The organism is Streptomyces sp. NPDC051684, assembly GCF_044453445.1.
GTDB lineage: Bacteria > Actinomycetota > Actinomycetes > Streptomycetales > Streptomycetaceae > Streptomyces.
On sequence record NZ_JBITCS010000018.1, the window covers coordinates 37,990 to 61,628 of the forward strand.

The 23,639-nt window shown below is 70.6% G+C and carries 20 protein-coding genes; 16 read left to right on the plus strand and 4 right to left on the minus strand.

Annotated features, from left to right (window positions below):
- Positions 1 to 195 precede the first annotated feature (195 nt).
- Positions 196 to 618, plus strand: coding sequence for a DUF3040 domain-containing protein (locus ACIA8D_RS22240; protein ID WP_399234661.1), 423 nt, complete (start codon positions 196 to 198; stop codon positions 616 to 618).
- A 106-nt stretch (positions 619 to 724) separates the two neighbouring features.
- Here ACIA8D_RS22240 and ACIA8D_RS22245 read toward each other — a convergent pair whose 3' ends face one another.
- The 4 genes from ACIA8D_RS22245 to ACIA8D_RS22260 all read right to left on the minus strand — a co-directional run bounded on the left by ACIA8D_RS22245 (position 725) and on the right by ACIA8D_RS22260 (position 6,435).
- Positions 725 to 3,130 (minus strand): DUF3488 and DUF4129 domain-containing transglutaminase family protein, encoded by a 2,406-nt coding sequence (locus ACIA8D_RS22245; RefSeq protein WP_399234663.1) that lies wholly within the window; start codon positions 3,128 to 3,130, stop codon positions 725 to 727.
- Entirely contained in the window at positions 3,127 to 4,548 is a 1,422-nt protein-coding gene (locus ACIA8D_RS22250; RefSeq protein ID WP_399234665.1) for a DUF58 domain-containing protein, read from the minus strand. The genes ACIA8D_RS22245 and ACIA8D_RS22250 overlap by 4 nt, the downstream gene beginning before the upstream one ends.
- Entirely contained in the window at positions 4,548 to 5,591 is a 1,044-nt protein-coding gene (locus tag ACIA8D_RS22255) for an AAA family ATPase (RefSeq protein ID WP_399234867.1), read from the minus strand. Before ACIA8D_RS22255 ends, ACIA8D_RS22250 begins: the two co-directional genes overlap by 1 nt.
- Positions 5,592 to 5,817: 226 nt before the next feature.
- Positions 5,818 to 6,435 carry a beta-class carbonic anhydrase gene (locus ACIA8D_RS22260; protein WP_399234667.1) on the minus strand — a complete coding sequence of 206 codons (618 nt, stop codon included), beginning with the start codon at positions 6,433 to 6,435 and terminating at the stop codon, positions 5,818 to 5,820.
- A 380-nt stretch (positions 6,436 to 6,815) separates the two neighbouring features.
- Here ACIA8D_RS22260 and rsmH point away from each other — a divergent pair, with 380 nt between their 5' ends.
- From rsmH to ACIA8D_RS22335, 15 genes are all read left to right on the plus strand, one after another.
- Positions 6,816 to 7,772 carry a 16S rRNA (cytosine(1402)-N(4))-methyltransferase RsmH gene (rsmH, locus tag ACIA8D_RS22265; protein ID WP_399234669.1) on the plus strand — a complete coding sequence of 319 codons (957 nt, stop codon included), beginning with the start codon at positions 6,816 to 6,818 and terminating at the stop codon, positions 7,770 to 7,772.
- 36 nt (positions 7,773 to 7,808) lie between these two features.
- Complete coding sequence (locus tag ACIA8D_RS22270; RefSeq protein WP_399234671.1) at positions 7,809 to 8,387, plus strand: septum formation initiator family protein; 579 nt, start codon at positions 7,809 to 7,811, stop codon at positions 8,385 to 8,387.
- Between the two features lie 4 nt (positions 8,388 to 8,391).
- Positions 8,392 to 10,410 (plus strand): peptidoglycan D,D-transpeptidase FtsI family protein, encoded by a 2,019-nt coding sequence (locus ACIA8D_RS22275; RefSeq protein WP_399234674.1) that lies wholly within the window; start codon positions 8,392 to 8,394, stop codon positions 10,408 to 10,410.
- Positions 10,411 to 10,600: 190 nt separating this feature from the next.
- Positions 10,601 to 12,148: a UDP-N-acetylmuramoyl-L-alanyl-D-glutamate--2,6-diaminopimelate ligase gene (locus ACIA8D_RS22280; RefSeq protein WP_399234676.1), complete on the plus strand. Its 1,548-nt coding sequence runs from the start codon at positions 10,601 to 10,603 to the stop codon at positions 12,146 to 12,148.
- 4 nt (positions 12,149 to 12,152) lie between these two features.
- Positions 12,153 to 13,553, plus strand: coding sequence for a UDP-N-acetylmuramoyl-tripeptide--D-alanyl-D-alanine ligase (gene murF / locus ACIA8D_RS22285; RefSeq protein WP_399234677.1), 1,401 nt, complete (start codon positions 12,153 to 12,155; stop codon positions 13,551 to 13,553).
- The gene (gene mraY / locus ACIA8D_RS22290; protein WP_266720569.1) at positions 13,553 to 14,626 is read left to right on the plus strand and encodes a phospho-N-acetylmuramoyl-pentapeptide-transferase; all 1,074 of its coding nucleotides are present in this window, start codon (positions 13,553 to 13,555) and stop codon (positions 14,624 to 14,626) included. Before murF ends, mraY begins: the two co-directional genes overlap by 1 nt.
- Complete coding sequence (murD, locus tag ACIA8D_RS22295; protein WP_399234680.1) at positions 14,608 to 16,050, plus strand: UDP-N-acetylmuramoyl-L-alanine--D-glutamate ligase; 1,443 nt, start codon at positions 14,608 to 14,610, stop codon at positions 16,048 to 16,050. The genes mraY and murD overlap by 19 nt, the downstream gene beginning before the upstream one ends.
- Before the next feature lie 91 nt (positions 16,051 to 16,141).
- Entirely contained in the window at positions 16,142 to 17,470 is a 1,329-nt protein-coding gene (gene ftsW / locus ACIA8D_RS22300) for a putative lipid II flippase FtsW (RefSeq protein WP_399234682.1), read from the plus strand.
- Positions 17,471 to 17,476: 6 nt separating this feature from the next.
- A complete protein-coding gene (gene murG, locus ACIA8D_RS22305; RefSeq protein WP_399234684.1) occupies positions 17,477 to 18,565 on the plus strand; it encodes an undecaprenyldiphospho-muramoylpentapeptide beta-N-acetylglucosaminyltransferase in 1,089 nt (362 codons plus the stop codon).
- Between the two features lie 28 nt (positions 18,566 to 18,593).
- Entirely contained in the window at positions 18,594 to 19,397 is an 804-nt protein-coding gene (locus tag ACIA8D_RS22310) for a cell division protein FtsQ/DivIB (protein WP_399234685.1), read from the plus strand.
- Positions 19,398 to 19,695: 298 nt separating this feature from the next.
- Positions 19,696 to 20,943 (plus strand): cell division protein FtsZ, encoded by a 1,248-nt coding sequence (ftsZ, locus tag ACIA8D_RS22315; RefSeq protein WP_399234687.1) that lies wholly within the window; start codon positions 19,696 to 19,698, stop codon positions 20,941 to 20,943.
- Between the two features lie 45 nt (positions 20,944 to 20,988).
- The gene (gene pgeF, locus ACIA8D_RS22320) at positions 20,989 to 21,729 is read left to right on the plus strand and encodes a peptidoglycan editing factor PgeF (protein ID WP_399234688.1); all 741 of its coding nucleotides are present in this window, start codon (positions 20,989 to 20,991) and stop codon (positions 21,727 to 21,729) included.
- Positions 21,730 to 21,735: 6 nt separating this feature from the next.
- A complete protein-coding gene (locus tag ACIA8D_RS22325; protein WP_399234690.1) occupies positions 21,736 to 22,464 on the plus strand; it encodes a YggS family pyridoxal phosphate-dependent enzyme in 729 nt (242 codons plus the stop codon).
- 126 nt (positions 22,465 to 22,590) lie between these two features.
- The gene (locus ACIA8D_RS22330) at positions 22,591 to 23,235 is read left to right on the plus strand and encodes a cell division protein SepF (protein ID WP_385769864.1); all 645 of its coding nucleotides are present in this window, start codon (positions 22,591 to 22,593) and stop codon (positions 23,233 to 23,235) included.
- A gap of 74 nt (positions 23,236 to 23,309) precedes the next feature.
- Positions 23,310 to 23,594: a YggT family protein gene (locus ACIA8D_RS22335; protein WP_385769862.1), complete on the plus strand. Its 285-nt coding sequence runs from the start codon at positions 23,310 to 23,312 to the stop codon at positions 23,592 to 23,594.
- The last annotated feature ends 45 nt before the right edge of the window (positions 23,595 to 23,639 follow it).

Genomic DNA, 23,639 nt, shown 5'->3' on the forward strand with positions numbered 1-23,639 from the left:
GCCGTATGATCTGAGGAGACCGTCCGGCATGACGGGTCGGCCGCTGGGGCATGTCGCCCTGTGAGCCGGAGCGCCGTGTCGCGGTCGGCAATGGCGAATGTTGGCGTAGAGGGGCGGGTTTCACGGGGGCGATTCCCTGCCTATCCTGAAGGGGACCCCCGGTCGCCCCGGCGACTGCACGATGAGGAGGACTCCGTGCCGCTCTCGGAGCACGAGCAGCGCATGCTCGAGCAGATGGAGCGAGCGCTGTACGCCGAAGATCCCAAGTTCGCGACAGCGCTTGAGGGAAGCGGGCTGCGTACATACACCCGACGTCGGGTCTACCAGGCAGTCGTGGGCTTCCTGGTGGGTATCGCGCTCCTCATGGCAGGAATGGTCGCGCAGCAGATCTGGATCAGCGTGGTGGGATTCCTCGTCATGCTGGGATGTGCGGTGCTCGCCGTCACCGGCTGGCGCAAGGCCCCGAAACCAGGGGAGCAGCCGGCGGCCGGAGCAGCCGGAGCCGTGCCTGGCGCGGGCGCACCGCCGGCCCGACGGCAGGGCAAGCAGAAGCGCTCCATGATGGACCGCATCGAGCAGCGCTGGCAGCGCCGCAGGGACGAGCAGGGCGGCCGCTGAGCAACAGGCGGTAAGCCGCCCGCCCCCTCACACCATGCACCAAGGGTGACCGCGTCGCGCGGTCACCCTTTCTGCGTAACCGGCCGGTTCGGCCTTCCCGGCCGGTTCAGCCTTCCTGCCGGGTCGGTCGCGTCGGCCGGGTGAACCGGGCGCGCACGCTCAGCGTGAACGCCTCCCAGCGCCGCGCCGCCGCCCACACCACCCGGACGGCCGAGCGGGGTGCGAACGTCGCACGCAGCCGTGTCGACCGGCTCGACTTCGCGTGCAGATCGTCGTGCAGGCGGCGTACGTCCTCGCCCAGACCCGACGTGGGCCGGGGCCGCGGCGCGTACAGGACCTGCTCCACCGCCGCGGCCACCCGGTGCACGCTGTCGGCGGCCTCGGGTTCGAGTTCGCCGATCCGGGCGATGCGGGCGGCCGCAGTCCGCGGGGTCAGCGAGTCGTCAGGACCGATGCCGTGGTCCCATGCCGTGTCCGTGACCTCGCGCCAGGCGGCCAAGGTGCGATCGGCGGCGTCGGCGTCCGTGCGGCCCGCCGCGCCGAGCCGCACGGCCCGGACCCGCCTGCGCCACAGCATCGGCAGCAGGGGCACCGCGACGACCAGCAGCGCGATCAGGGACACCGCGGCGATCGTGCCGACCGGCGGCCCGTCGTCCGGCGAGCCGCCGACGACCGCCGGGGCGGTGTTGCCGCAGCTGCCCTCCTTGCGCTGGGCCAGCGAGCAGCTCTGCGAGGCCGAGGGCTCCGGGGCCGTGGGCGCGGCGGAGGCGGACGCGCTGGGTGCCGCCGGGTTGCTGGAGCTGCCCTCGGGGCTCTCCGCCACCGTGTAGTCGGGAGCCGTGCCGCGGTTCGGCGTGGGCTCGAAGCGGGTCCAGCCGACGCCCTCGAAGTACAGCTCGGGCCAGGCGTGTGCGTCGCGCAGGCCCACCGAGTACTTCCCCTCGCCCGCGGGCACGCCCGGCGTGAAACCGACGGCGACACGGGCCGGAATGCCCAGCGTGCGCGCCATGGCGGCCATCGAGAACGAGAAGTGGACGCAGAAGCCCTCCTTCTGCTTCAGGAACCGGGCTATCGCGGCGCTGCCGCTGCCGGCCCGCACCTCCGTGTTGTACGTGAAGCCGCCGTTGACCGCGAAGTAGTCCTGCAGCTTCACGGCGCGCTCGTAGTTGTTCGACGCGCCCTCGGTGACCTTGAGCGCGGTCGTGCGCACCACGTCGGGCAGCGAGGCGGGCACCTTGGTGAACTCGCGGACCATGCCGCCCGGTGGCGTTCCCGCGTCGGCGAGCTGCTGCGGTGTCGGCCGCACGATCAGGCTGTCGACGGTGTACGTCTGCCCGCGCGTGGTCTGCCCGTGGTCGCCGACCAGGGTCCGGCCGACCCGCTCGAAGCGCCAGCGCCCGTCGATCCCCACCTTCGTCGCCGGATAGGGCATCGGCAGCCAGTCCTGCGCGTACCAGTTGGCCGCCGAGATGCTTGTCCGCACCTGGGTCCTGCGCACGTCGGCGCCCAGGCCCGGCGGGTCCGGCAGGGTGGACGGCACGTCGTCGATGCTGCGTACCGAGGGGCGCCAGGTCGTGCCGTCGAACTCGTCGAGCGCGACGATCCGCAGATACATGTCGGACGTCTGGTCCGCGTTCGTCCGGTACGTCATCACCTCCCGGTCCTCCGGCTGGTTCAGGCTGTTCTGCAGCGAGACCAGCGGGTTGACCGCGGAGATCGTGCCGCCGCCCCCGGCACCGCCGCGCACCCCGCTGCCGGACGGGCCGAGGAGCCCGCCGTCCAGGGCGGGCAGGGCGAGCGGCACCACCAGGGCGAGCCCCAGGGCGACGGCGCCGATGCGGCGGCCGGTGCGGACCGGGGCGAGGGCGCCGCGCCCGCCCTCCTGTACGGGCGTGGACGCGCCGGGCGCCCGCCCGGCGCCGCCGAACACCCGGCCCCACTGGGAGAGCCGGTCGCGCCCCTCCGCGAGCAGCAGCAGGAGGTAGCCGCCGGCCGCGAGCAGGAACCACAGCCAGTCGGCGCCGCCCTCGGAGAGACCCGCGGCGACCGAGTACAGGGCGAGCAGCGGCAGCCCGGCAGGGGCCGCGCTGCGGAACGTCACCGCGAGGGCGTCCACGAACAGGCCGATCACCAGCGCGCCGCCCACCAGCATCAGCCGGATGCCGTCGGTCAGCGGCGCCGGTATCGCGTACCGGCCCACGTCCTCGCCGCCCGTCTCGAGCAGCAGGCCGAAGTGCCGGAAGGCCTCGGGGCCCGGCAGGAGCGTGCCGAGCGCCTGCTCGTGGGCGAACAGGACGGTGAGCAGCAGCAGCGACACCAGGGCCTGCGCCGCCACCGTCAGCGGGCGGGCGAGCGGGACCCTGCGGGTGAGCGCGCCGACCGCGGCCTGGATCACCAACAGGATCGCGAGCTGGATCAGCCAGGTGGACCGTTCGACCAGCGGGAGCAGCGCGCACGAGGCCAGGAACGTGGCCAGCGTGGCGCAGATCGACAGGCGGGCGCCGCCGCTCATGACCAACCCCCTGAGATGTTCGGGGCGTCCGGGGGACCGGCCGGGGCGGACAGCCCCGTACGCTCCCGGTCCGCCTGCCGCCAGAGCTCCTCGAGGGACGCGCCGTGCGGCACGGCCACCGCGGTCCAGCCGGCTTCCTGGAGCATCCGCAGCCGCTCGGTGCAGCGCTCCGAGACCGGCGCCCCGGGACCCTGGGTCCAGGAGCCGCTGTCCAGGAGGAAGGCGAGCGCGCCACCGCTGCGGCGGCGCATCTTGGCGACGACGGAGGCCTGCTCCTCGTCCAGGTCGCCGAAGAAGGCGATCAGCAGCCCTTCGTTGCCGCCGCGCAGCACGTCGTACGCCGCGGAGAGCGTGCCGCTGTCGGAGTGGTCGACGACGGCGAGCGTGTCCATCATCAGGCCCGCCGCGTCGGCCGACTCCTGGCTGGCGCCCGCGAAGCCGTCGGTGCCCTCGCCCGGCACCGCGGTGCCGGTGTCGGTCAACAGCCGGACGGAGAAGCCGCGTTCGAGCATGTGCACCAGGGCGGAGGCGGTGCCGGAGACCGCCCATTCGAAGGCCGAGTCGGGACCGGCGCCCTGGAAGGCGGGCGTGCGGGTGTCGAGCAGCACGGTGCAGCGGGCCCGCTGCGGCTGCTCCTCGCGGCGCACCATCAGCTCGCCGTAGCGCGCGGTGGAGCGCCAGTGGACGCGCCGCAGATCGTCCCCGTACCGGTAGCCGCGCGGGATCACGTCGTCCTCGCCGGCCAGCGCGAGCGAGCGCTGCCGCCCGTCCCCGTACCCCTTGGCCTCACCGGTGAGCCGCACCGGAGGCAGCGCCGTCACGTGCGGGATCACCGTCAGGCTGTCGTGCGTCGAGAAGGACCGGGTCAGTTCGCACATGCCGAAGGGGTCCGTGAGGCGCAGTTGCAGCGGGCCGAGCGGATAGCGGCCGCGCAGGTCGGAGCGGACCCGGTAGGACACCTCTCGGCGGCCGCCCGCCTCGACCCGGTCGAGGACGAACCGGGGCCGCGGCCCGAGCACGTACGGCACCCGGTCCTGGAGCATCAGCAGGCCGGTCGGCAGCCGGGAGATGTTGTCCATGCGCAGATGCACGCGCGCCTCGGAACCCGCCGGTACGCGCGCGGGGGAGAGCTTGCGGCTGCCCGCGACCCGGTAGCGGGTGCGGTACAGGACGCCCGCGCACACCAGCGGCAGCGCCGCGAGCAGCAGGCCGACCCGCAGCAGATCGCTCTGCCCCAGGACGTACGCGCAGATGCCCGCCGCGATGCCGGCGGCCAGGAACGAACGGCCGCGCGTGGTGAGTCCGGCGAGGGCGGTGCGCAGACCGCTCCGGTCGCCGACGTTCCTGCCCGCACCGCCGTCCGTGAATCCGCCCCCCGGATCCGGTGCGTGGGCCCCGATGTGTCCCCCCGACACCATCAGAGCCTCCGGGAACCGGGCGGCTGCTGGCCGTACAGCGGGGGAGTCGTCGAATCGTAGGTCTGCGCGGCGCGCGGCTCGGCGGCCGGGACCGGGGTGCGCTGCAGGATGTCGGTGACGACCTGCTCGGCGGTGCGCCGGTTCAACTGGGCCTGCGCGGTGGGCAGCAGACGGTGCGCCAGGACCGCCACGGCCAGCGTCTGCACGTCGTCCGGCAGCGCGTAGTCGCGGCCGGCGAGGGCCGCGGCCGCCTTGGCCGCGCGCAGCAGATGCAGCGTCGCGCGCGGGGATGCGCCGAGTCTGAGGTCGGGGTGGCTGCGTGTGGCGGCGACCAGGTCCACCGCGTAGCGCCGTACGGCGTCGGCCACATGGACCGTGCGCACCGCGTCGATGAGCTTCACGATCTCATGCGCGTGCGCCACCGGTTGGAGGTCGTCCAGCGGGTTCACGCCGCCGTGCACGTCCAGCATCTGCAGCTCGGCCTCCGGGCTCGGATAGCCGATGGAGACGCGGGCCATGAAGCGGTCGCGCTGGGCCTCGGGCAGCGGGTAGGTGCCCTCCATCTCGACCGGGTTCTGGGTGGCCACCACCATGAACGGGCTGGGCAGTTCGTACGTCTGCCCGTCGATGGTGACCTGGCGCTCCTCCAGGGACTCCAGGAGCGCGGACTGCGTCTTCGGGGACGCGCGGTTGATCTCGTCCCCGATCACGATCTGCGCGAAGATCGCGCCCGGCTTGAACTCGAAGTCCCGGCGCTGCTGGTCCCAGATGGACACACCGGTGATGTCCGACGGCAGCAGGTCGGGCGTGAACTGGATGCGGCGCACCGAGCAGTCGATGGACCGCGCGAGCGCCTTCGCCAGCATCGTCTTGCCGACGCCGGGCACGTCCTCGATGAGCAGATGCCCCTCGGCGAGCAGCACGGTCAGCGAGAGCCTTACGACCTCCGGCTTGCCCTCGATCACACCCTCCACCGACCCGCGCACGCGCTCCGCGGTGGTGGTCAGATCAGTGAGGCTCGCTCGATCGTCATAGGTCGTCACCCGGCCCTCCTCGGCCCGTACTTTCCGGGCCGACGCTCTTGCGGCGCGAACCGGCCCACCCCGATACACGGACAGCGCGCACGAGATGTTCGCCGCTCGTGCGGATGTCACACACGCATTCTTGTTGGCGTTACCGGTTCGTGTCACTCGCCTGTGGACAACTGGCCGCGATATGTCAGGGCTTAGGACCTTTTGAGAGGAAGGCCGAGCGCGATCGGAGGGGGTGTCAGGCCGGTTCGATCTCCCGCAGCAGCCCCGTCTTCACGTCGAAGACAAAGCCGCGCACGTCGTCGGTGTGCAGCAGGAACGGGGAGGTGCGCACCTTCTGGATGGACTGGCGCACGTCCTGGTCGACATTGCGGAAGCCCTCGACGGCCCAGGTGGGACGCTGTCCGACCTCCATCTCCAGGTCGGTCCTGAAGTCCTCGGTCAGGCCTTCGAGGCCGCAGTTGCTGTGGTGGATGAGGACCACGCTGCGGGTGCCGAGCGCGCGCTGGCTGACGGTGAGGGAGCGGATCACGTCGTCGGTCACGACGCCGCCCGCGTTGCGGATCGTGTGGCAGTCGCCGAGCTCCAGGCCGAGGGCGGCGTGCAGGTCGAGGCGGGCGTCCATGCAGGCGACAACCGCGACCTGCAGTACGGGGCGGGCATCCATGCCGGGGTCGGTGAACGCGTCGGCGTACCGCCCGTTCGCGTCGACGAGGCGGTCGGTCACGCTGCCGTCGGCGGGTATGGCGCCTTCGGAGGGGGCTCCTGAGGGGAGGTGAGCAGAAGTCGTCATGACTATGACGGTAGCCGTCACGCCTGGTCGGGGCCCGCTGTGAGAGGGGACAAAGAACATCATTGAGCCTTGTTGTGAGCGACCCCACAGAGGGGGCGCGACCTCGGCCGCTCGGGTGAATTCACCCGGTTCGCGGCATCGGGGCGCGGCGGCCGCGACGCGCAGTGCGCCGGGGCGACCGGTTGATTGACCGGGCGGCACCGTGGACTAAAGTGACGCCGACCCCAGATAACCACGCAACGATGCAACACGGAGATCCCGGCACTGCCCTCCCGGCACCTGTCGGAACGCTCCCCGCGTGCGCGGCGCGTACGTACGGCTCGGCCTCCTCCCGCTCCGGTCGGCCGGCGTCACTTCCCCGGCGCCGACGGACCACTTCCCCTTCACGAGCGGGCGGGGACCCGGCAGTGCGTACGTCCCCACGCCGGACTTGAGAGGGACCCTTGAGCCAGCGACACGTTCCGGTCATGCTCCAGCGCTGCTTGGACGTGTTGGCTCCCGCGCTCGCCCAGCCGGGTGCGGTCGTCGTCGACTGCACGCTCGGCCTCGGCGGGCACAGCGAGGCACTGCTCTCCACGTTCCCCTCGTGCCGCCTCGTCGCGCTCGACCGCGACAAGGAAGCGCTGCGGCTGTCCGGGGAGCGCCTGGCACCCTTCGGCGACCGGGCCACCCTCGTGCACGCCGTCTACGACGAACTGCCCGAGGTCCTCGACCGGTTGGACATCCCGAAGGTGCAGGGCGTCCTGTTCGACCTCGGCGTCTCCTCCATGCAGCTCGACGAGGCCGACCGCGGTTTCGCGTACGCGCAGGACGCGCCGCTCGACATGCGCATGGACCAGTCGGCCGGCATGAGCGCCGCCGAGGTGCTCAACACGTACCCGCCGGGCGAACTGGTGCGGATCCTGCGCCAGTACGGCGAGGAGAAGCAGGCCAAGCGCATCGTTTCGGCCATCGTGCGCGAGCGCGAGAAGGAGCCGTTCAGCAACAGCGCCCGGCTCGTCGAGCTGATCCGCGACTCCCTGCCGCAGGCCGCCAAGCGCACCGGCGGCAACCCGGCCAAGCGCACCTTCCAGGCCCTGCGCATCGAGGTCAACGGCGAGCTGAGCGTCCTCGAGCGGGCGATCCCGGGCGCCGTGAAGTCACTCGCGGTCGGCGGCCGGATCGCCGTCCTGTCGTACCACTCGCTCGAAGACCGCCTGGTCAAGCAGGTGTTCGCGGCCGGAGCCAGCAATACGGCACCGCCCGGTCTGCCCGTCGTGCCCGAGCAGTACCAGCCCCGGCTCAAGCTGCTCACGCGCGGCGCCGAACTCCCCACGGAGGAAGAGGTCGCGGAGAACCGCAGGGCCGCGCCGGCACGGCTGCGGGGTGCGCAGCGCATCCGCGAGGATGTCGAGGGGTGACGGCCGAGTGACGTACGCGCGCGTGGAGGGGTGGTCATGAGCGCCAGCAGTGGCTCGAAAGGTTCGCTGCGCGGCAGGGCCGCCCGCCTTGCGCGGCTGCTCCCGATCGGCCCGTCCGGCGGCACGCAGGCCGCGCGCACCCCGTTCGTCCTCCTCGTCGTGCTGCTCCTCGGCGGCGGGCTGATCACGCTCCTGATGCTGAACTCCTCGCTCAACGAGGGCTCGTTCCAGCTCACCAAGCTCAAGAAGCAGACCACCGAGCTCACCGACGACGAGCAGGAACTCCAGCGCGACGTCGACTCCTACTCGGCGCCCGACGCCCTCCTGCGGCGCGCCCGCGGGCTCGGCATGGTGCCCGGCGGCGACCCCGCGTTCCTGGAGCCGGACGGAACCGTCAAGGGCATGCCGAGCCCGGCCGCAGGGCCGCCCGCCCCGCCGCGGCCCGAGCCGGCGAAGGCCCCGGACTCCGCGAGCGCCACCCCGAGCGCGAGCGCCTCGTCCTCCGCGAGCCCGTCTCCTTCGGCCAGCACGTCCCCCTCCACCTCCGCCAAACCTTCCGAGTCGGCGAGTCCGAACTCCTCGGTCGAGCCCTCCCCTTCGAGCACCGGCAGGTGACGCCATGACCGACAGGGAGCCCCCGCGCCGCCGCGTGCCAGGCCCCGCGCGCACGCCGCGCACCGGACGCCCCGCGCCCAAGCCCGCGCCGAAGGCCGGGTCCCGGTCGACGCCCAGGCCCGCGTCGAAGTCCGCGCAGCAGGGCCGCCCGGCCGCCCGCCGCCCCCGGCCCGCCCCGCCGAGGCCGAAGCCGAAGGCGCCCTCCCGGTTGCGCCTGGGCAGCCCGCGGCCGCGCCTGCGCATGGTGAGCCTGGGCCTCACGCTCGTCCTGATGGTCTTCGTCGTCCGCCTCTTCCAGGTGCAGGGCGTCGACGCCAGCGCGTACGCGGCGAAGGCCTCGCTGAACCGGTACGTCAGCCACTCCATCGCCGCCGAGCGCGGCGGCATCACCGACCGCAGCGGCGTCGAGCTCGCCGCGAGCGTGGACGCGTACGACATCACCGCCGACCCGACGCTGTTCACGAAGAAGGCCACGAAGGTCGACGACGCGCCGGAGCAGGCGGCGGCGCTGCTCTCGCCGATCATCGGGGTCGACGCGGCCGAGCTGACCAAGAAGCTGAAGACGAAGAACACGCGGTACGTGCGGCTCGCCCCGCGGCAGACGCCCCAGGTCTGGAAGCAGATCAAGGACCTCAGGACCACGCTGAACGAGAAGGCGAACGCAGCGGGCCGCACGGCGAGCGTGCTGTCCGGCGTGGTCGCCGACCCCAGCAGCAAGCGCGTCTACCCCAACGGCGACCTCGCCGCGGGCGTCCTCGGCTGGGTCAACGCCGACGGCAAGGGCGGCGGCGGCGTCGAGCAGCAGCTCGACAAGGAGCTCGCGGGCAAGGCCGGAAAGATCCGCTACGCCCAGTCCGGCGGCCAGCAGGTGCCGACCGCCGGCACCACCGAACAGCCCGCGGTCCCCGGCTCCGACGTCGAGCTGACCATCGACCGCGACATCCAGTGGGCCGCGCAGAACGCCATCGACGAGCAGGTCAAGGAGTCGAAGGCGGACCGCGGCTACGTGATAGTGCAGGACACCAAGACCGGCGAGGTCCTCGCCATGGCGAACGCGCCCGGCTTCGACCCGAACGACCTGGCGGACGCCAAGGCGGAGGCGCTCGGCAACGCCGCGGTCCAGGACGCGTACGAGCCGGGCTCCACCGCCAAGGTCATGTCGATGGCGGCCGTCCTGGAGGAGAAGGCCGCCACGCCCGGCACCCACGTCACCGTGCCCAACCGGCTGCACCGCGGCGACCGGCTCTTCCAGGACGACGTCGACCACCCGACCTGGCACCTCACGCTCAACGGCGTGCTCGCCAAGTCCAGCAACATCGGCACCATCCTGGCGACGGGCCAGCTCGGCAGGACGCAGCCGGCGGCCAACGCCTCGCTCTACTCCTACCTGCACAGGTTCGGCATCGGGCAGGAGAGCGGCCTCGGCTTCCCCGGCGAGACGTCCGGCATCCTCGCGCACGCCGACAAGTGGTCCACGTCGCAGCAGTACACGATCCCGTTCGGCCAGGGCTTCTCCATCAACGCGATGCAGGCCGCCTCCGTGTACTCGACCATCGCCAACGACGGCGTACGGGTGCAGCCCACCCTCGTACGCGGCACCAAGGGCCCCGACGGCCGGTTCACGCCGGCGCCGAAGCCCAAGGAGAACCGCGTCGTCAGCAAGAAGACCGCCAAGACCGTCGCGCAGATGCTGGAGTCGGTGGTCGACGACGAGGAGGGCACCGGCGCGAAGGCCCGCATCCCGGGCTACCGCGTCGCGGGCAAGACGGGCACCGCCAACCGCGTGGATCCGGCCACCGGCCGCTACAAGGGCTACACGTCGTCGTTCGCCGGTTTCGCGCCCGCCGACAAGCCGCGCGTGACGGTCTACTGCGCCATCCAGAACGCCACCAAGGGCGGCTATTTCGGCGGCCAGATCTGTGGACCGATCTACAAGAAGGTCATGGAGTTCGCCCTGAAGACGCTTCAGGCCCCGCCCACGGGAGACAAGCCGGCCCGGCTGCCCGTGACGTTCAAGCCATGACGTTTTCCAGCCAGAACAGGCCGTGACCATGATCACTCACAACCCGTGAGGGCGCCGTGACAGCCATCACCTCCGATCCGGGGAACCGCCCCGCGCCACGCCCCTCGCTTCGCCGGGCGGGGGGTGGGCCCGGTACGCTCACGCCGTGCCACACGCTGATCAGTCCCAAACCACCCAGAAGGGCGCACCCGTGACATACCCCGGGCCGCCGCGACCGGTCGAGGTCTCCGCCATCCCCCTCGCGGAACTCGCCGATCAACTGGGTGTCCAAGCGCCCAGGGCCGCGGCAGCAGTAACCGGCATCACCCACGACTCCCGTGCGGTGCGCCCCGGCGACCTGTACGCGGCCCTGCCCGGAGCCCGCGCGCACGGCGCCGACTTCGCCGCGCAGGCCGCCTCGCTCGGCGCCGTCGCCGCGCTGACCGACCCGGCGGGCTGGCAGCGGGTGTCCGAGGCCGGCCTGGTCCCACTCGTCGTGAACAACCCGCGCAGCATGATGGGCGAGCTCGCCGCGACGATCTACGGCCACCCCGGCAGGGACCTGCTCCAGATCGGCATCACCGGTACCTCGGGCAAGACCACCACCGCGTACCTCATCGAGGGCGGGCTGAAGACCGTGCGCAGCACCGGTCTCATCGGCACGGTCGAGATGCGGATCGGCGACGAGCGGATCAAGTCCGAGCGCACCACTCCGGAAGCCACCGACCTCCAGGCGCTGTTCGCGGTCATGCGCGAGCGCGGCACGGACGCCGTCGCCATGGAGGTCTCCAGCCACGCCCTCGTGCTGGGCCGGGTCGACGGCTGCGTCTTCGACGTGGCGGTCTTCAACAACCTGAGCCCGGAGCACATGGAGTTCCACTCCGACATGGAGGACTACTTCCAGGCGAAGGCGCAGTTGTTCAAGCGGGCCCGCAGCAAACAGGGCGTCGTGAACTTCGACGACGAGTACGGCCGCCGGCTCGTCGACGAGTCCGAGGTCCCCGTCGTCACCTTCTCCGCGGAGGGCCACCCGGACGCCGACTGGCGCGCCGAGGACGTCGAAGTCGGCCCGTTCGACTCGACGTTGACCGTCGTCGGCCCCAAGGGCGAGCGGATCGCCGCCAAGGCGCCGCTGGCGGGCCCCTTCAACGTCGCGAACACCCTCGCAGCGATCGTCACCCTCGCCGTCGCCGGGCTCGACCCGCAGACCGCGGCCGACGGCGTCGCCGCCGTACCCGGCGTGCCCGGCCGCCTGGAGCGCGTGGAAGCCGGCCAGAAGTACCTCGCCGTCGTCGACTACGCGCACAAGACCGACGCCGTGGAGTCCGTCCTGCGGGCGCTGCGCAAGGTCACCGAGAACAAACTGCACATCGTGCTCGGCTGCGGCGGCGACCGCGACAAGACCAAGCGGATGCCGATGGGCGCGGCCGCGGCGCGGTTTGCCGACACGGCCATCCTCACCTCTGACAATCCGCGCTCCGAGGACCCCCTCGCGATCCTCGCCACGATGCTCGCCGGCGCCGCCGAGGTGCCGGCCCACGAGCGGGGCGACGTCGCCGTGTTCGAGGACCGGGCCGCCGCCATCGCCGCCGCCGTGGCGCGCGCCGAGCCCGGCGACACCGTGCTCGTCGCGGGCAAGGGCCACGAGCAGGGCCAGGACATCGCCGGTGTGGTCCGCCCGTTCGACGACCGCCAGGTGCTCCGCGCGGCCGTCGAAGCGGCCGAAGCCACCGTCGACAACCAGAAAACCCAGGGATGAAGTTGTGATCGCCCTCTCCCTCGCCGAGATCGCCTCAGCCGTCGGCGGGCAGACGTACGACATACCGGACCCGCAGGTCCAGGTGACCGGGCCGGTCGTCATCGACTCGCGCAAGGTCGAGCCGGGAAGCCTGTTCGCCGCCTTCGTGGGCGAGCGGGTCGACGGCCACGATTACGCGCGCGAGGTCGTCGACAAGGGCGCCGTCGCCGTGCTGGCCTCGCGCCCGGTCGGCGTGCCCGCCGTCGTCGTCGACGACGTCCAGGCCGCGCTCGGCGCGCTGGCCCGGCACGTGGTCGCCCGGCTCGGCGCCGCGCTGGTCGCGCTCACCGGTTCCGCCGGCAAGACCAGCACCAAGGACCTGATCGCGCAGGTGCTGCGCCGCAAGGCCGACACGGTGTTCACGCCGGGCTCGTTCAACAACGAGATCGGCCTGCCGCTCACCGCGCTCACCGCCACCGACGAGACGCGTTTCCTCGTCCTGGAGATGGGCGCCCGCGGCATCGGCCACATCAAGTACCTGACCGGTCTGACGCCCCCGAAGGTCGGCGTCGTCCTGAACGTCGGGACCGCGCACATCGGCGAGTTCGGCGGCCGCGAGCAGATCGCACAGGCGAAGGGCGAACTCGTCGAGTCGCTGCCCGCCGACGGCACCGCGATCCTCAACGCCGACGACCCGCTGGTGCGCGCCATGGCCTCGCGCACGAAGGCGAAGGTGCTCTTCTTCGGAGAGTCCGACAACGCAGACATCCGTGCCGAGAACGTCCGCCTCACGGAGGCCGGACAGCCCGCCTTCAGCCTGCACACACCCTCCGGGTGCAGCGACGTGACCTTGCGCCTGTACGGTGAGCACCACGTGTCGAACGCGCTCGCCGCGGCCGCCGTCGCCCATGACCTTGGCATGTCCGTGGAGGAGATCGCCCTCGCGCTCTCCGAGGCGGGCAACCTGTCCCGCTGGCGGATGGAGGTCACCGAGCGCTCGGACGGCGTCACGATCGTCAACGACGCCTACAACGCGAACCCCGAGTCCATGCGAGCGGCCTTGCGCGCGCTGGTGGCCATGGGCAAGGGGCGCCGGACGTGGGCGGTGCTCGGGCAGATGGCCGAGCTGGGCGACGAGTCGCTGACCGAGCACGACGCCGTCGGACGGCTCGCCGTCCGGCTCAACGTCAGCAAGCTCGTTGCAGTCGGGGGCAGGGAAGCGTCCTGGATGCAACTGGGCGCCTATAACGAGGGTTCGTGGGGTGAGGAGTCGGTGCACGTGTCCGACGCACAGGCGGCGATCGACCTGCTGCGCAGCGAGCTGCGCCCGGGAGACGTCGTGCTCGTGAAGGCATCCAGGTCGGTGGGTCTGGAGAGCGTGGCACAGGCGCTGCTCGCTGACGTGCAGGGTGGGGTTGATGCCTGATGATGAAGCAGATCCTGTTCGCGGGCGTCATCGGCCTCTTCCTGACGCTCGCCGGAACGCCGCTCCTGATCAAGCTCCTTGCGCGCAAGGGCTACGGCCAGTTCATCCGTGACGACGGCCCGCGCGAGCACCACAGCAAGCGCGGTACGCCGACCATGGGTGGTATCGCCTTCATCCTGGCGACCCTCATCGCGTACTTCCTCAGCAAGCTGATCACCGGCGCCGCGCCGACCCTGTCGGGTCTGCTCGTGCTCGGCCTGATGGCGGGCATGGGGCTCGTCGGCTTCCTCGACGACTACATCAAGATCGTCAAGCGGCGTTCGCTCGGCCTCAGAGCCAAGGCCAAGATGGCCGGACAGCTGATCGTCGGCATCGCCTTCGCGGTGATCTCACTGCAGTTCGCGGACGTCAGAGGCAACACCCCCGCCTCCACCAAGCTCTCCTTCGTGGAGGACTTCGGCTGGTCGATCGGCCCGGTCCTGTTCGTGGTCTGGGCGCTGTTCATGATCCTCGCGATGTCGAACGGCGTGAACCTGACGGACGGCCTCGACGGCCTCGCCACCGGCGCCTCCGTGATGGTCTTCGGCGCGTACACCTTCATCGGTGTCTGGCAGTTCCAGGAGTCCTGCGCCAACGCGCAGACCCTCACCAACCCAGGGGCGTGTTTCGAGGTCAGAGACCCGCTCGACCTGGCGGTGGTCGCATCGGCCTTGATGGGCGCCTGTTTCGGCTTCCTGTGGTGGAACACCTCGCCCGCCAAGATCTTCATGGGTGACACGGGCTCGCTGGCCCTCGGCGGCGCCCTCGCGGGCCTCGCCATCTGCTCCCGCACGGAGCTCCTGATCGCGCTCCTCGGCGGCCTGTTCGTCCTGATCACCATGTCCGTCGTGATCCAGGTCGGCTCCTTCAAGATGACCGGCAAGCGGGTCTTCAAGATGGCGCCGCTCCAGCACCACTTCGAACTCAAGGGGTGGTCCGAAGTCCTTGTCGTGGTCCGGTTCTGGATCATCCAGGGCATGTGCGTGATCGTCGGACTCGGCCTCTTCTACGCAGGATGGGCAGCCAAGAAGTGACTTCTGGTCAGGGCGCCTGGCAGGGCATGAACATCACCGTCGCCGGCCTCGGCGTGAGCGGCATCAGCGCCGCCCGCGCCCTGGCCGGCTTCGGCGCGTCGGTGACCGTCGTGGACGGCGGCGACAGCGAGGCACACCGCGAAAAGGCGGCCCTTCTTAAAGAAGAGGGGATTTCCGTCCAGCTCGGTGACTCGTCCACGCTGCCGGAGGGCGCGGAGCTCGTCGTCACCTCGCCCGGCTGGAAGCCCACCTCGCCGCTGTTCGCGGCGGCCGCGGCGGCCGGCGTGGACGTCGTCGGCGACGTAGAGATCGCCTGGCGCCTGCGCGGCCCGAACGCGGCGCCCTGGCTCGCGATCACCGGCACCAACGGCAAGACCACGACGACGCAGATGCTCGCGTCGATCCTGGAGGCCGCGGGCCTGCGCACGGCCGCCGTCGGCAACATCGGCACGCCGATCATCGACGTGGTCCTGCAAGGGGACGACGCGTACGACGTGTTCGCCGTCGAGCTCTCCTCGTACCAGCTGCACTGGGCCCCGTCCCTGCGCGCCCACTCCGGCGCCGTCCTGAACCTCGCGCCCGACCACCTCGACTGGCACGGCTCCATGGAGGCGTACGCCGCCGACAAGGGCCGCATCTACGAGGGCAACCAGGTCGCCTGCGTCTACAACGTCGCCGACAAGGCCACCGAGGACCTGGTCGTCGAGGCCGACGTCGAGGAGGGCTGCCGCGCCATCGGCTTCACCCTCGGCACCCCGGGCCCCTCCGAACTCGGCGTCGTGGACGGCATCCTGGTCGACCGCGCCTTCGTCGAGAACCGGCAGAAGAACGCCCAGGAACTCGCCGAGGTCGCCGACGTCAACCCGCCGGCCCCGCACAACATCGCCAACGCCCTCGCCGCGGCGGCCCTCGCCCGCGCCTACGGCGTCGAGCCCCAGGCCGTCCGTGACGGCCTGCGCAACTTCCGTCCCGACGCCCACCGCATCGAGCACGTCGCGGACGTGGCCGGTGTCGCATACGTGGACGACTCCAAGGCGACCAACACCCATGCCACCCAGGCGTCGTTGGCCTCGTACGAGTCCATCGTGTGGATCGCGGGCGGGCTCGCCAAGGGCGCGACCTTCGACGAGCTGGTGACGGGCGCGGCGAAGCGGCTGCGCGGCGTCGTCCTGATCGGCGCGGACCGGGCCCTGATCCGGGAAGCCCTGGAGCGACACGCCCCCGAAGTACCTGTCGTCGACCTCGACCGGACCGACACTGGGGCGATGTCGGCGGCGGTCCAGGAGGCCGCGCGGCTCGCCCGCGAAGGGGACACCGTGCTGATGGCCCCGGCCTGCGCGTCGATGGACATGTTCACCAACTACAACAAGCGTGGCGAGGCGTTCGCGGAAGCGGTCCGCGAACTGGGCGCCACCAGCGTCTGACGGGGCTCGAGAGGGCGCCCGGTGACGCCGGGCATCCTTCGGGAGGGGAACGTGGCAGCGCAGACGTACGGCTCATCGGTGGGGGACGGTCATGGCCGGTAGCAGTCCTCCCCGCACGACCGGGCGCCCCGCCGCACCGCCCCGGAAGACGAGCAAGGTCTACCGGGCCCGGGTCAACCCGGTGAGCCGCCTGTACTCCCAGGCCAAGCGCGCCTGGGACCGGCCGCTCACCGCGTACTACCTGATCATCGGGGCCGCGCTGCTGCTCACGGTGCTCGGCCTGGTCATGGTCTACTCGGCCTCGATGATCACGGCCCTGCAGATGGGCCTGTCCAGCTCGTACTTCTTCCGCAAACAGTTCGTCGCGGCCGTGATCGGCGGCGTCCTGCTGCTGATCGCGATGCGGATGCCGGTGAAGCTGCACCGGGCGCTCGCCTATCCGATCCTCGCCGTCAGCGTCTTCCTCATGGTTCTCGTGCAGGTGCCGGGGATAGGAGTGTCGATCAACGGCAACCAGAACTGGATCTCGCTCGGCGGCCCCTTCATGCTGCAGCCCAGCGAGTTCGGGAAGCTGGCGTTGATCCTCTGGGGCGCCGACCTGCTGGCGCGCAAGCACGACAAGCGGCTCCTCACGCAGTGGAAGCACATGCTGGTGCCGCTCGTTCCGGTGGCGTTCATGCTGCTCGGGCTGATCATGCTCGGCGGCGACATGGGCACCGCGATTCTTCTCACGGCCATCCTTTTCGGTCTGCTGTGGACGGCCGGGGCGCCGACGCGGCTCTTCGTGGGCGTCCTCTCGGTGGCCGGCGTGATCGGGCTGCTCCTGATCAAGACCAGCCCGAACCGGATGGCGCGCCTCGCCTGCCTGGGCAGCGCCGATGCCGGACCCGGCGACATGTGCTGGCAGGGACTGCACGGGATCTACGCCCTGGCCTCCGGCGGACTCTTCGGTTCCGGCCTCGGAGCGAGTGTGGAAAAATGGGGACAACTTCCCGAAGCGCACACCGACTTCATCTTTGCCATCACCGGTGAGGAACTGGGCCTGGCGGGGACGCTGTCGGTGCTCGCCCTGTTCGCGGCTCTAGGCTATGCGGGTATCCGCGTGGCCGGACGCACGGAGGACCCCTTCGTTCGCTATGCCGCGGGAGGCGTGACGACGTGGATCACGGCACAGGCCGTGGTCAACATCGGTGCGGTGCTCGGCCTGCTGCCGATCGCCGGAGTCCCGCTCCCGCTGTTCTCGTACGGGGGGTCCGCGCTGCTTCCGACCATGTTCGCCGTGGGGCTGTTGATCGCGTTCGCGCGGGACGAGCCGGCGGCGCGGGCGGCCCTCGCCATGCGGCGGAGTCCGGGAGTCCGGGGGATGAGATGGAACACGATGCGACGGCGCGCCTCGGCGCGCCCGTCCAGAGAGCGGTGAATTTCGGTGCATGTCGTACTCGCCGGTGGGGGGACCGCCGGCCACATCGAGCCGGCGCTCGCCCTCGCGGACGCCCTGCGCAGGCAGGACCCGACCGTGGGCATCACGGCCCTGGGCACGGAACGCGGCCTTGAGACCCGTCTCGTACCGGAGCGCGGCTACGACCTGGCGCTGATCCCCGCCGTACCGCTGCCGCGCAAGCCCACGCCTGAACTGATCACGGTTCCCGGCCGGCTGCGCGGCACCATCAAGGCGGCCGAGCAGGTCATGGAGCGCACCAAGGCGGACGCGGTCGTCGGCTTCGGCGGCTACGTGGCCCTGCCCGGCTACCTCGCGGCCAAGCGGCTCGGCGTGCCGATCGTGGTGCACGAGGCCAACGCGCGGCCCGGCCTCGCCAACAAGATCGGTTCGCGGTACGCGGCGCAGGTCGCGGTCTCCTCGCCCGACAGCAAGCTGCGCGGCTCCCGCTACATCGGCATCCCGCTGCGCCGCACCATCGCGATGCTGGACCGGGCGGCCGTGCGCCCCGAGGCGCGCGCCGCGTTCGGCCTCGACCCGAACCTGCCGACGCTGCTCGTCTCCGGCGGCTCCCAGGGCGCCCGGCACCTCAACGAGGTCGTCACCCGCGTCGCGCCGCTCCTGCAGCGCTCCGGCATCCAGGTGCTGCACGTGGTCGGCCCCAAGAACGAACTGCCGCAGGTCCAGCAGATGCCGGGGATGCCCCCGTACATCCCGGTACCGTACGTGGACCGGATGGACCTCGCGTACGCCGCGGCCGACATGATGCTCTGCCGCGCGGGCGCGATGACCGTCGCCGAACTCTCCGCCGTCGGGCTGCCGGCCGCGTACGTCCCGCTGCCCATCGGCAACGGCGAACAGCGGCTCAACGCCCAGCCGGTGGTCAAGGCCGGCGGCGGACTGCTGGTCGACGACGCGGAGCTGACCCCCGAGTGGGTCCAGGCCAATGTCCTGCCCGTGCTCGCCGACCCGCACCGGCTGTACGAGATGTCCCGCGCGGCCGCCGAGTTCGGCCGCAGGGACGCCGACGATCTGCTCGTCGGGATGGTGTACGAGGCGATCAACTCGCGTCGTTAGTGCGTAGACGAAGGTAAGGCAGGGGACAGTGGCCGGACCCACCGCGACGGATCGCGAACAAGAGGCGTCCGAGGCGTCCGAGCCGCCCCCCGCCGCGCGATGGGTGCGCATGCCGGGCGTGCGCACCCTCGTCGTGACCGGAGTGCTGCTCGTGCTGCTCGGCGCGGGCGGCACCTGGCTGCTGTACGGCTCCCCGTGGCTGCGGGTGGAGCGCGTCAAGCCCTCCGGCACCCGGGTTCTGACGCCGTCTCAGCTCCGGGACGCCGCCGCCGTGTCAGTGGGTGCCCCGCTGATCTCCGTCGATACGGACGCGATCGAGGAGCGGCTGCGCCGGGCACTGCCCCGAATCGACTCGGTCGATGTGGTCCGTTCATGGCCGCACGGAATCGGGCTGAAAGTGACGGAACGCAAGCCGGTCCTGATTGTCGAAGACGGCAGAAATTCAGACAAGTTCGTCGAAGTCGACCGGGAAGGCGTTCGTTTCGCGACCGTCGACAAGCCGCTGAAACACGTTCCCCTCCTCGAATTGACGCCGGATCAGGGCGGCGCCGAGGCAAGCCTGCGGCGCTTCGGCCCCGACCGGCTCGTACACGAGGCCGTGCGCGTCGCCGGGCAGCTTCCGAAGCAGGTCGCGCGGGACACGCGGACCGTCAAGGTCCGTTCGTACGACGCCATCTCGCTGGAGCTCACCGGAGGGCGGACCGTCGCCTGGGGGAGCGCCGAGCGGGGTGCCACGAAAGCACGCACTCTTACCGCTCTCATGAAAGCCGCCCCGAGGGCCAGGCACTTGGACGTGAGTGTTCCCACGGCCCCTGCCGCGTCCGGGAGTTGACGCACATCAATGCAGGCCAGCACCCTGGTTGGGCATCGACACGGCTGATCACATAGGGTGAAAAGAAAAACGGGAGGTTCGGCGTGTTCGTTGAACGGGCGCCACTTGTCGACTTAGTGTCAGCTTCGGAAGAGTCCAGGAAACAGACACACTGGTAACCCTAAACTTCAGCGTTAGGGTTCGGGTCGGCAGTCGACTAGTAGTCAACTAGTAGTCCGGACCGCCCCAATTCGGCATCAGTCGTCGCACCGTTGAACGCGAGGCGGCGACACGTAACTCGAGGCGAGAGGCCTTCGACGTGGCAGCACCGCAGAACTACCTCGCAGTCATCAAAGTCATCGGTGTCGGCGGCGGTGGTGTCAATGCCATCAACCGGATGATCGAGGTCGGTCTCAAGGGCGTCGAGTTCATCGCCATCAACACCGATGCGCAAGCCCTGTTGATGAGCGACGCGGACGTCAAGCTCGACGTCGGCCGTGAACTCACCCGCGGACTCGGCGCCGGAGCCAATCCGGGCGTCGGCCGCAAGGCGGCCGAGGACCACCGCGAGGAGATCGAGGAGGTCCTCAAGGGGGCCGACATGGTCTTCGTCACCGCCGGTGAAGGTGGCGGCACCGGCACCGGCGGCGCACCCGTCGTGGCCAACATCGCGCGCTCGCTGGGCGCCCTCACGATCGGTGTGGTCACGCGGCCGTTCACCTTCGAGGGTCGGCGCCGGGCGAACCAGGCGGAGGACGGCATCGCCGAGCTCCGCGAAGAGGTCGACACCCTCATCGTCATTCCGAACGACCGGCTCCTGTCCATCTCGGACCGGCAGGTCTCCGTCCTCGACGCCTTCAAGTCGGCGGACCAGGTCCTGCTCTCCGGCGTCCAGGGCATCACCGACCTCATCACCACCCCGGGGCTCATCAACCTCGACTTCGCGGACGTGAAGTCCGTGATGTCCGAGGCGGGTTCCGCCCTCATGGGCATCGGCTCGGCCCGCGGCGACGACCGCGCGGTGGCCGCGGCCGAGATGGCGATCTCCTCGCCACTCCTGGAAGCGTCCATCGACGGCGCCCGCGGCGTGCTGCTCTCCATCTCCGGCGGCTCGGACCTCGGTCTCTTCGAGATCAACGAGGCCGCGCAGCTGGTCAGCGAGGCGGCCCACCCCGAGGCGAACATCATCTTCGGCGCCGTCATCGACGACGCGCTCGGCGACGAGGTGCGGGTCACCGTCATCGCCGCCGGCTTCGACGGCGGGCAGCCGCCGAACAAGCGGGAGAACGTGGTCGGTTCGTCGACCGCCAAGCGCGAGGAACCGGCGACGCCGGCACGGCCCTCGACGCCGGCCCCCGAGCCCGCGCGTCCGGCCTTCGGCAACCTTGGCAGCGTCACCCAGCGCGAGGAGTCCCAGCCGCAGACGCCGACCCCGGCCCCGCCGGCCGAGGCGCCCGCTCCGGCCAACGAGGCGCCGGTGGCCCCGCCCGCCCCGCCGCAGGTTCCGCGGCCGTCCTACCCGGACAGCCAGGCCGAGGAGCTCGACGTACCGGACTTCCTCAAGTGATCACGTGCCGGTGAACGTGATCGTGGAGCAGGTCGGATCACCGCAGTGACAGGACAACATCACACAGTGTCTTCCGAGAGTGGCGCGCACTTCGCCTTCACCGACCGGTGGGGCGGGGTGAGCGCCGCTCCGTTCGAGGAGCTCAACCTCGGCGGTGCGGTCGGCGACGACTCCGAGGCCGTCCTGCGCAACCGGGAGCTGGCCGCCCAAGCGCTCGGCATCGAGGCCTCCAGCGTCGTGTGGATGAACCAGGTGCACGGCCCCGACGTGGCGGTGGTGGACGGGCCCTGGCCCACCGAAGCCGATATTCCGTGCGTCGACGCCCTCGTCACCACGCGGCGCGGACTCGCGCTCGCCGTGCTGACGGCGGACTGCACCCCCGTTCTGCTCGCCGACCCGATCGCCGGGGTCGTCGCCGCCGCGCACGCGGGACGCCCCGGCATGGTCGCCGGAGTGGTGCCGGCCGCGGTGCGGGCGATGGTGGAGCGGGGCGCGGACCCGACCCGGATCGTCGCCCGTACGGGGCCCGCGGTCTGCGGGCGCTGCTACGAGGTACCGGCCGAGATGCGGGCCGAGGTCGCGGCGGTGGAACCTGCGGCGTACGCCGAGACCAGCTGGGGCACCCCGGCCGTCGACGTGACCGCCGGTGTGCACGCTCAGCTGGAGCGGCTCGGGGTGCGTGACCGGGAGCGGTCGCAGGTGTGCACACTTGAGTCGCACGATCACTTCTCGTACCGCCGCGACAAGGCCACCGGCCGACTCGCCGGCTATGTCTGGCTGGACTGAGACGACATGACGAACCTTCAGGAACGTACGGCAGAGCTCGCCGCGAACCTGGCCACGGTGGAGGAACGTATCACCGCGGCCTGCGCGGCGGCCGGGCGCAAGCGGGACGGCGTGACCCTCATCGTGGTCACGAAGACCTACCCCGCGAGCGATGTGCGGATCCTGTCCGGCCTCGGGGTGCGGCACGTGGCGGAGAACCGGGACCAGGACGCGGCGCCCAAGGCCGCGGAATGCTCGGATCTGCCGCTTACTTGGCATTTTGTCGGTCAGCTTCAGACCAACAAGGTGCGTTCTGTGGCGAGTTACGCCGACCTGGTGCAGTCCATTGATCGGGGCAAGCTCGTCACGGCGCTCTCCAAGGAGGCCGTGCGGGCCGAGCGCGAACTGGGTTGCCTGATCCAGGTCGCGCTCGACGTCGATGCGGACGGCCGCGGGGAGCGCGGGGGCATCGGCCCCGGCGGAGTCGAGGAGTTGGCCGCTCGCGTGGCCGAGGCTCCGGGGTTGCGGCTCGACGGACTGATGACCGTCGCGCCGCTCACGGGGGACTACGCGGGGCGGCAACAGGCGGCGTTCGAGCGGCTCATGGATTTGTCGACTGCCGTGCGCGCGGCCCATCCGGCTGCGAACATGGTCTCGGCAGGGATGAGTTCGGACCTTGAGCAGGCCGTGGCGGCCGGAGCGACACATGTGCGCGTCGGTACGGCGGTCCTCGGTGTCCGACCCCGGCTCGGGTAACGTCGCGAAGAAGTCGGACCACAGCAGAAAATATGGTCATTCTCGCTGATGGGCGGGGAGGCCACGTGGATCGCGGGCACTTTGGTTGACGTCAGCCGATCCACCACAGAGCGGAGGACTCAGAGAATGGCCGGCGCGATGCGCAAGATGGCGGTCTACCTCGGCCTCGTGGAGGACGATGGGTACGACGGCCGGGGGTTCGACCCCGATGACGACTTCGAGCCCGAACTCGACCCGGAGCCCGAGCGTGACCGTCGACGGCACGAGCCGTCGCATCAGTCACACAGCTCCCATGCCGCCACGGATGTGGAGGAATCGGTCAGAGTGGTGCAGCCCCCGGCTCAGCGCGAGCCGGTGCGCCAACCCGCTTCGCTTGCCGCTGAATCCGGACGTCCGGCACGAATCGCCCCCGTGGCATCCATCACACCTGAACGTCAAAGCCTGGAGAAGAACGCACCGGTGATCATGCCCAAGGTCGTGTCCGAGCGGGAGCCCTACCGCATCACCACTTTGCACCCCCGGACCTACAACGAGGCCCGTACCATCGGGGAACACTTCCGTGAGGGCACTCCGGTGATCATGAATCTGACGGAGATGGACGACACCGACGCGAAGCGACTTGTCGACTTTGCCGCCGGTCTTGTGTTCGGTCTTCACGGAAGCATCGAGCGGGTGACACAGAAGGTGTTCCTGTTGTCGCCTGCTAACGTCGATGTCACGGCGGAGGACAAGGCCCGTATCGCAGAGGGCGGGTTCTTCAACCAGAGCTGAGACGCAGCAAAGTTCGACGGCTAGCAACCAACTAGTCACGAGGCACGAGACACAGGGGAGAGGGAACCGCCGACATGGGCGTGTTTTTTGATGTGGTCTACATCGCGCTGATGTGTTTCCTCATCGTGCTGATCTTCCGGCTGGTCATGGACTACGTCTTCCAGTTCGCCCGCTCGTGGCAACCCGGTAAGGCGATGGTGGTGGTTCTTGAGGCCACCTACACTGTCACTGATCCACCGCTCAAGCTTCTGCGGCGGTTCATTCCGCCGCTGCGTCTCGGGGGCGTGGCGCTCGACCTGTCCTTCTTCGTACTGATGATCATCGTCTACATCCTGATCTCCGTCGTGAGCCGGCTGTGAGCACGATGTCAACTACGGTCTTGCCGAATGCCGACGACAACGTTG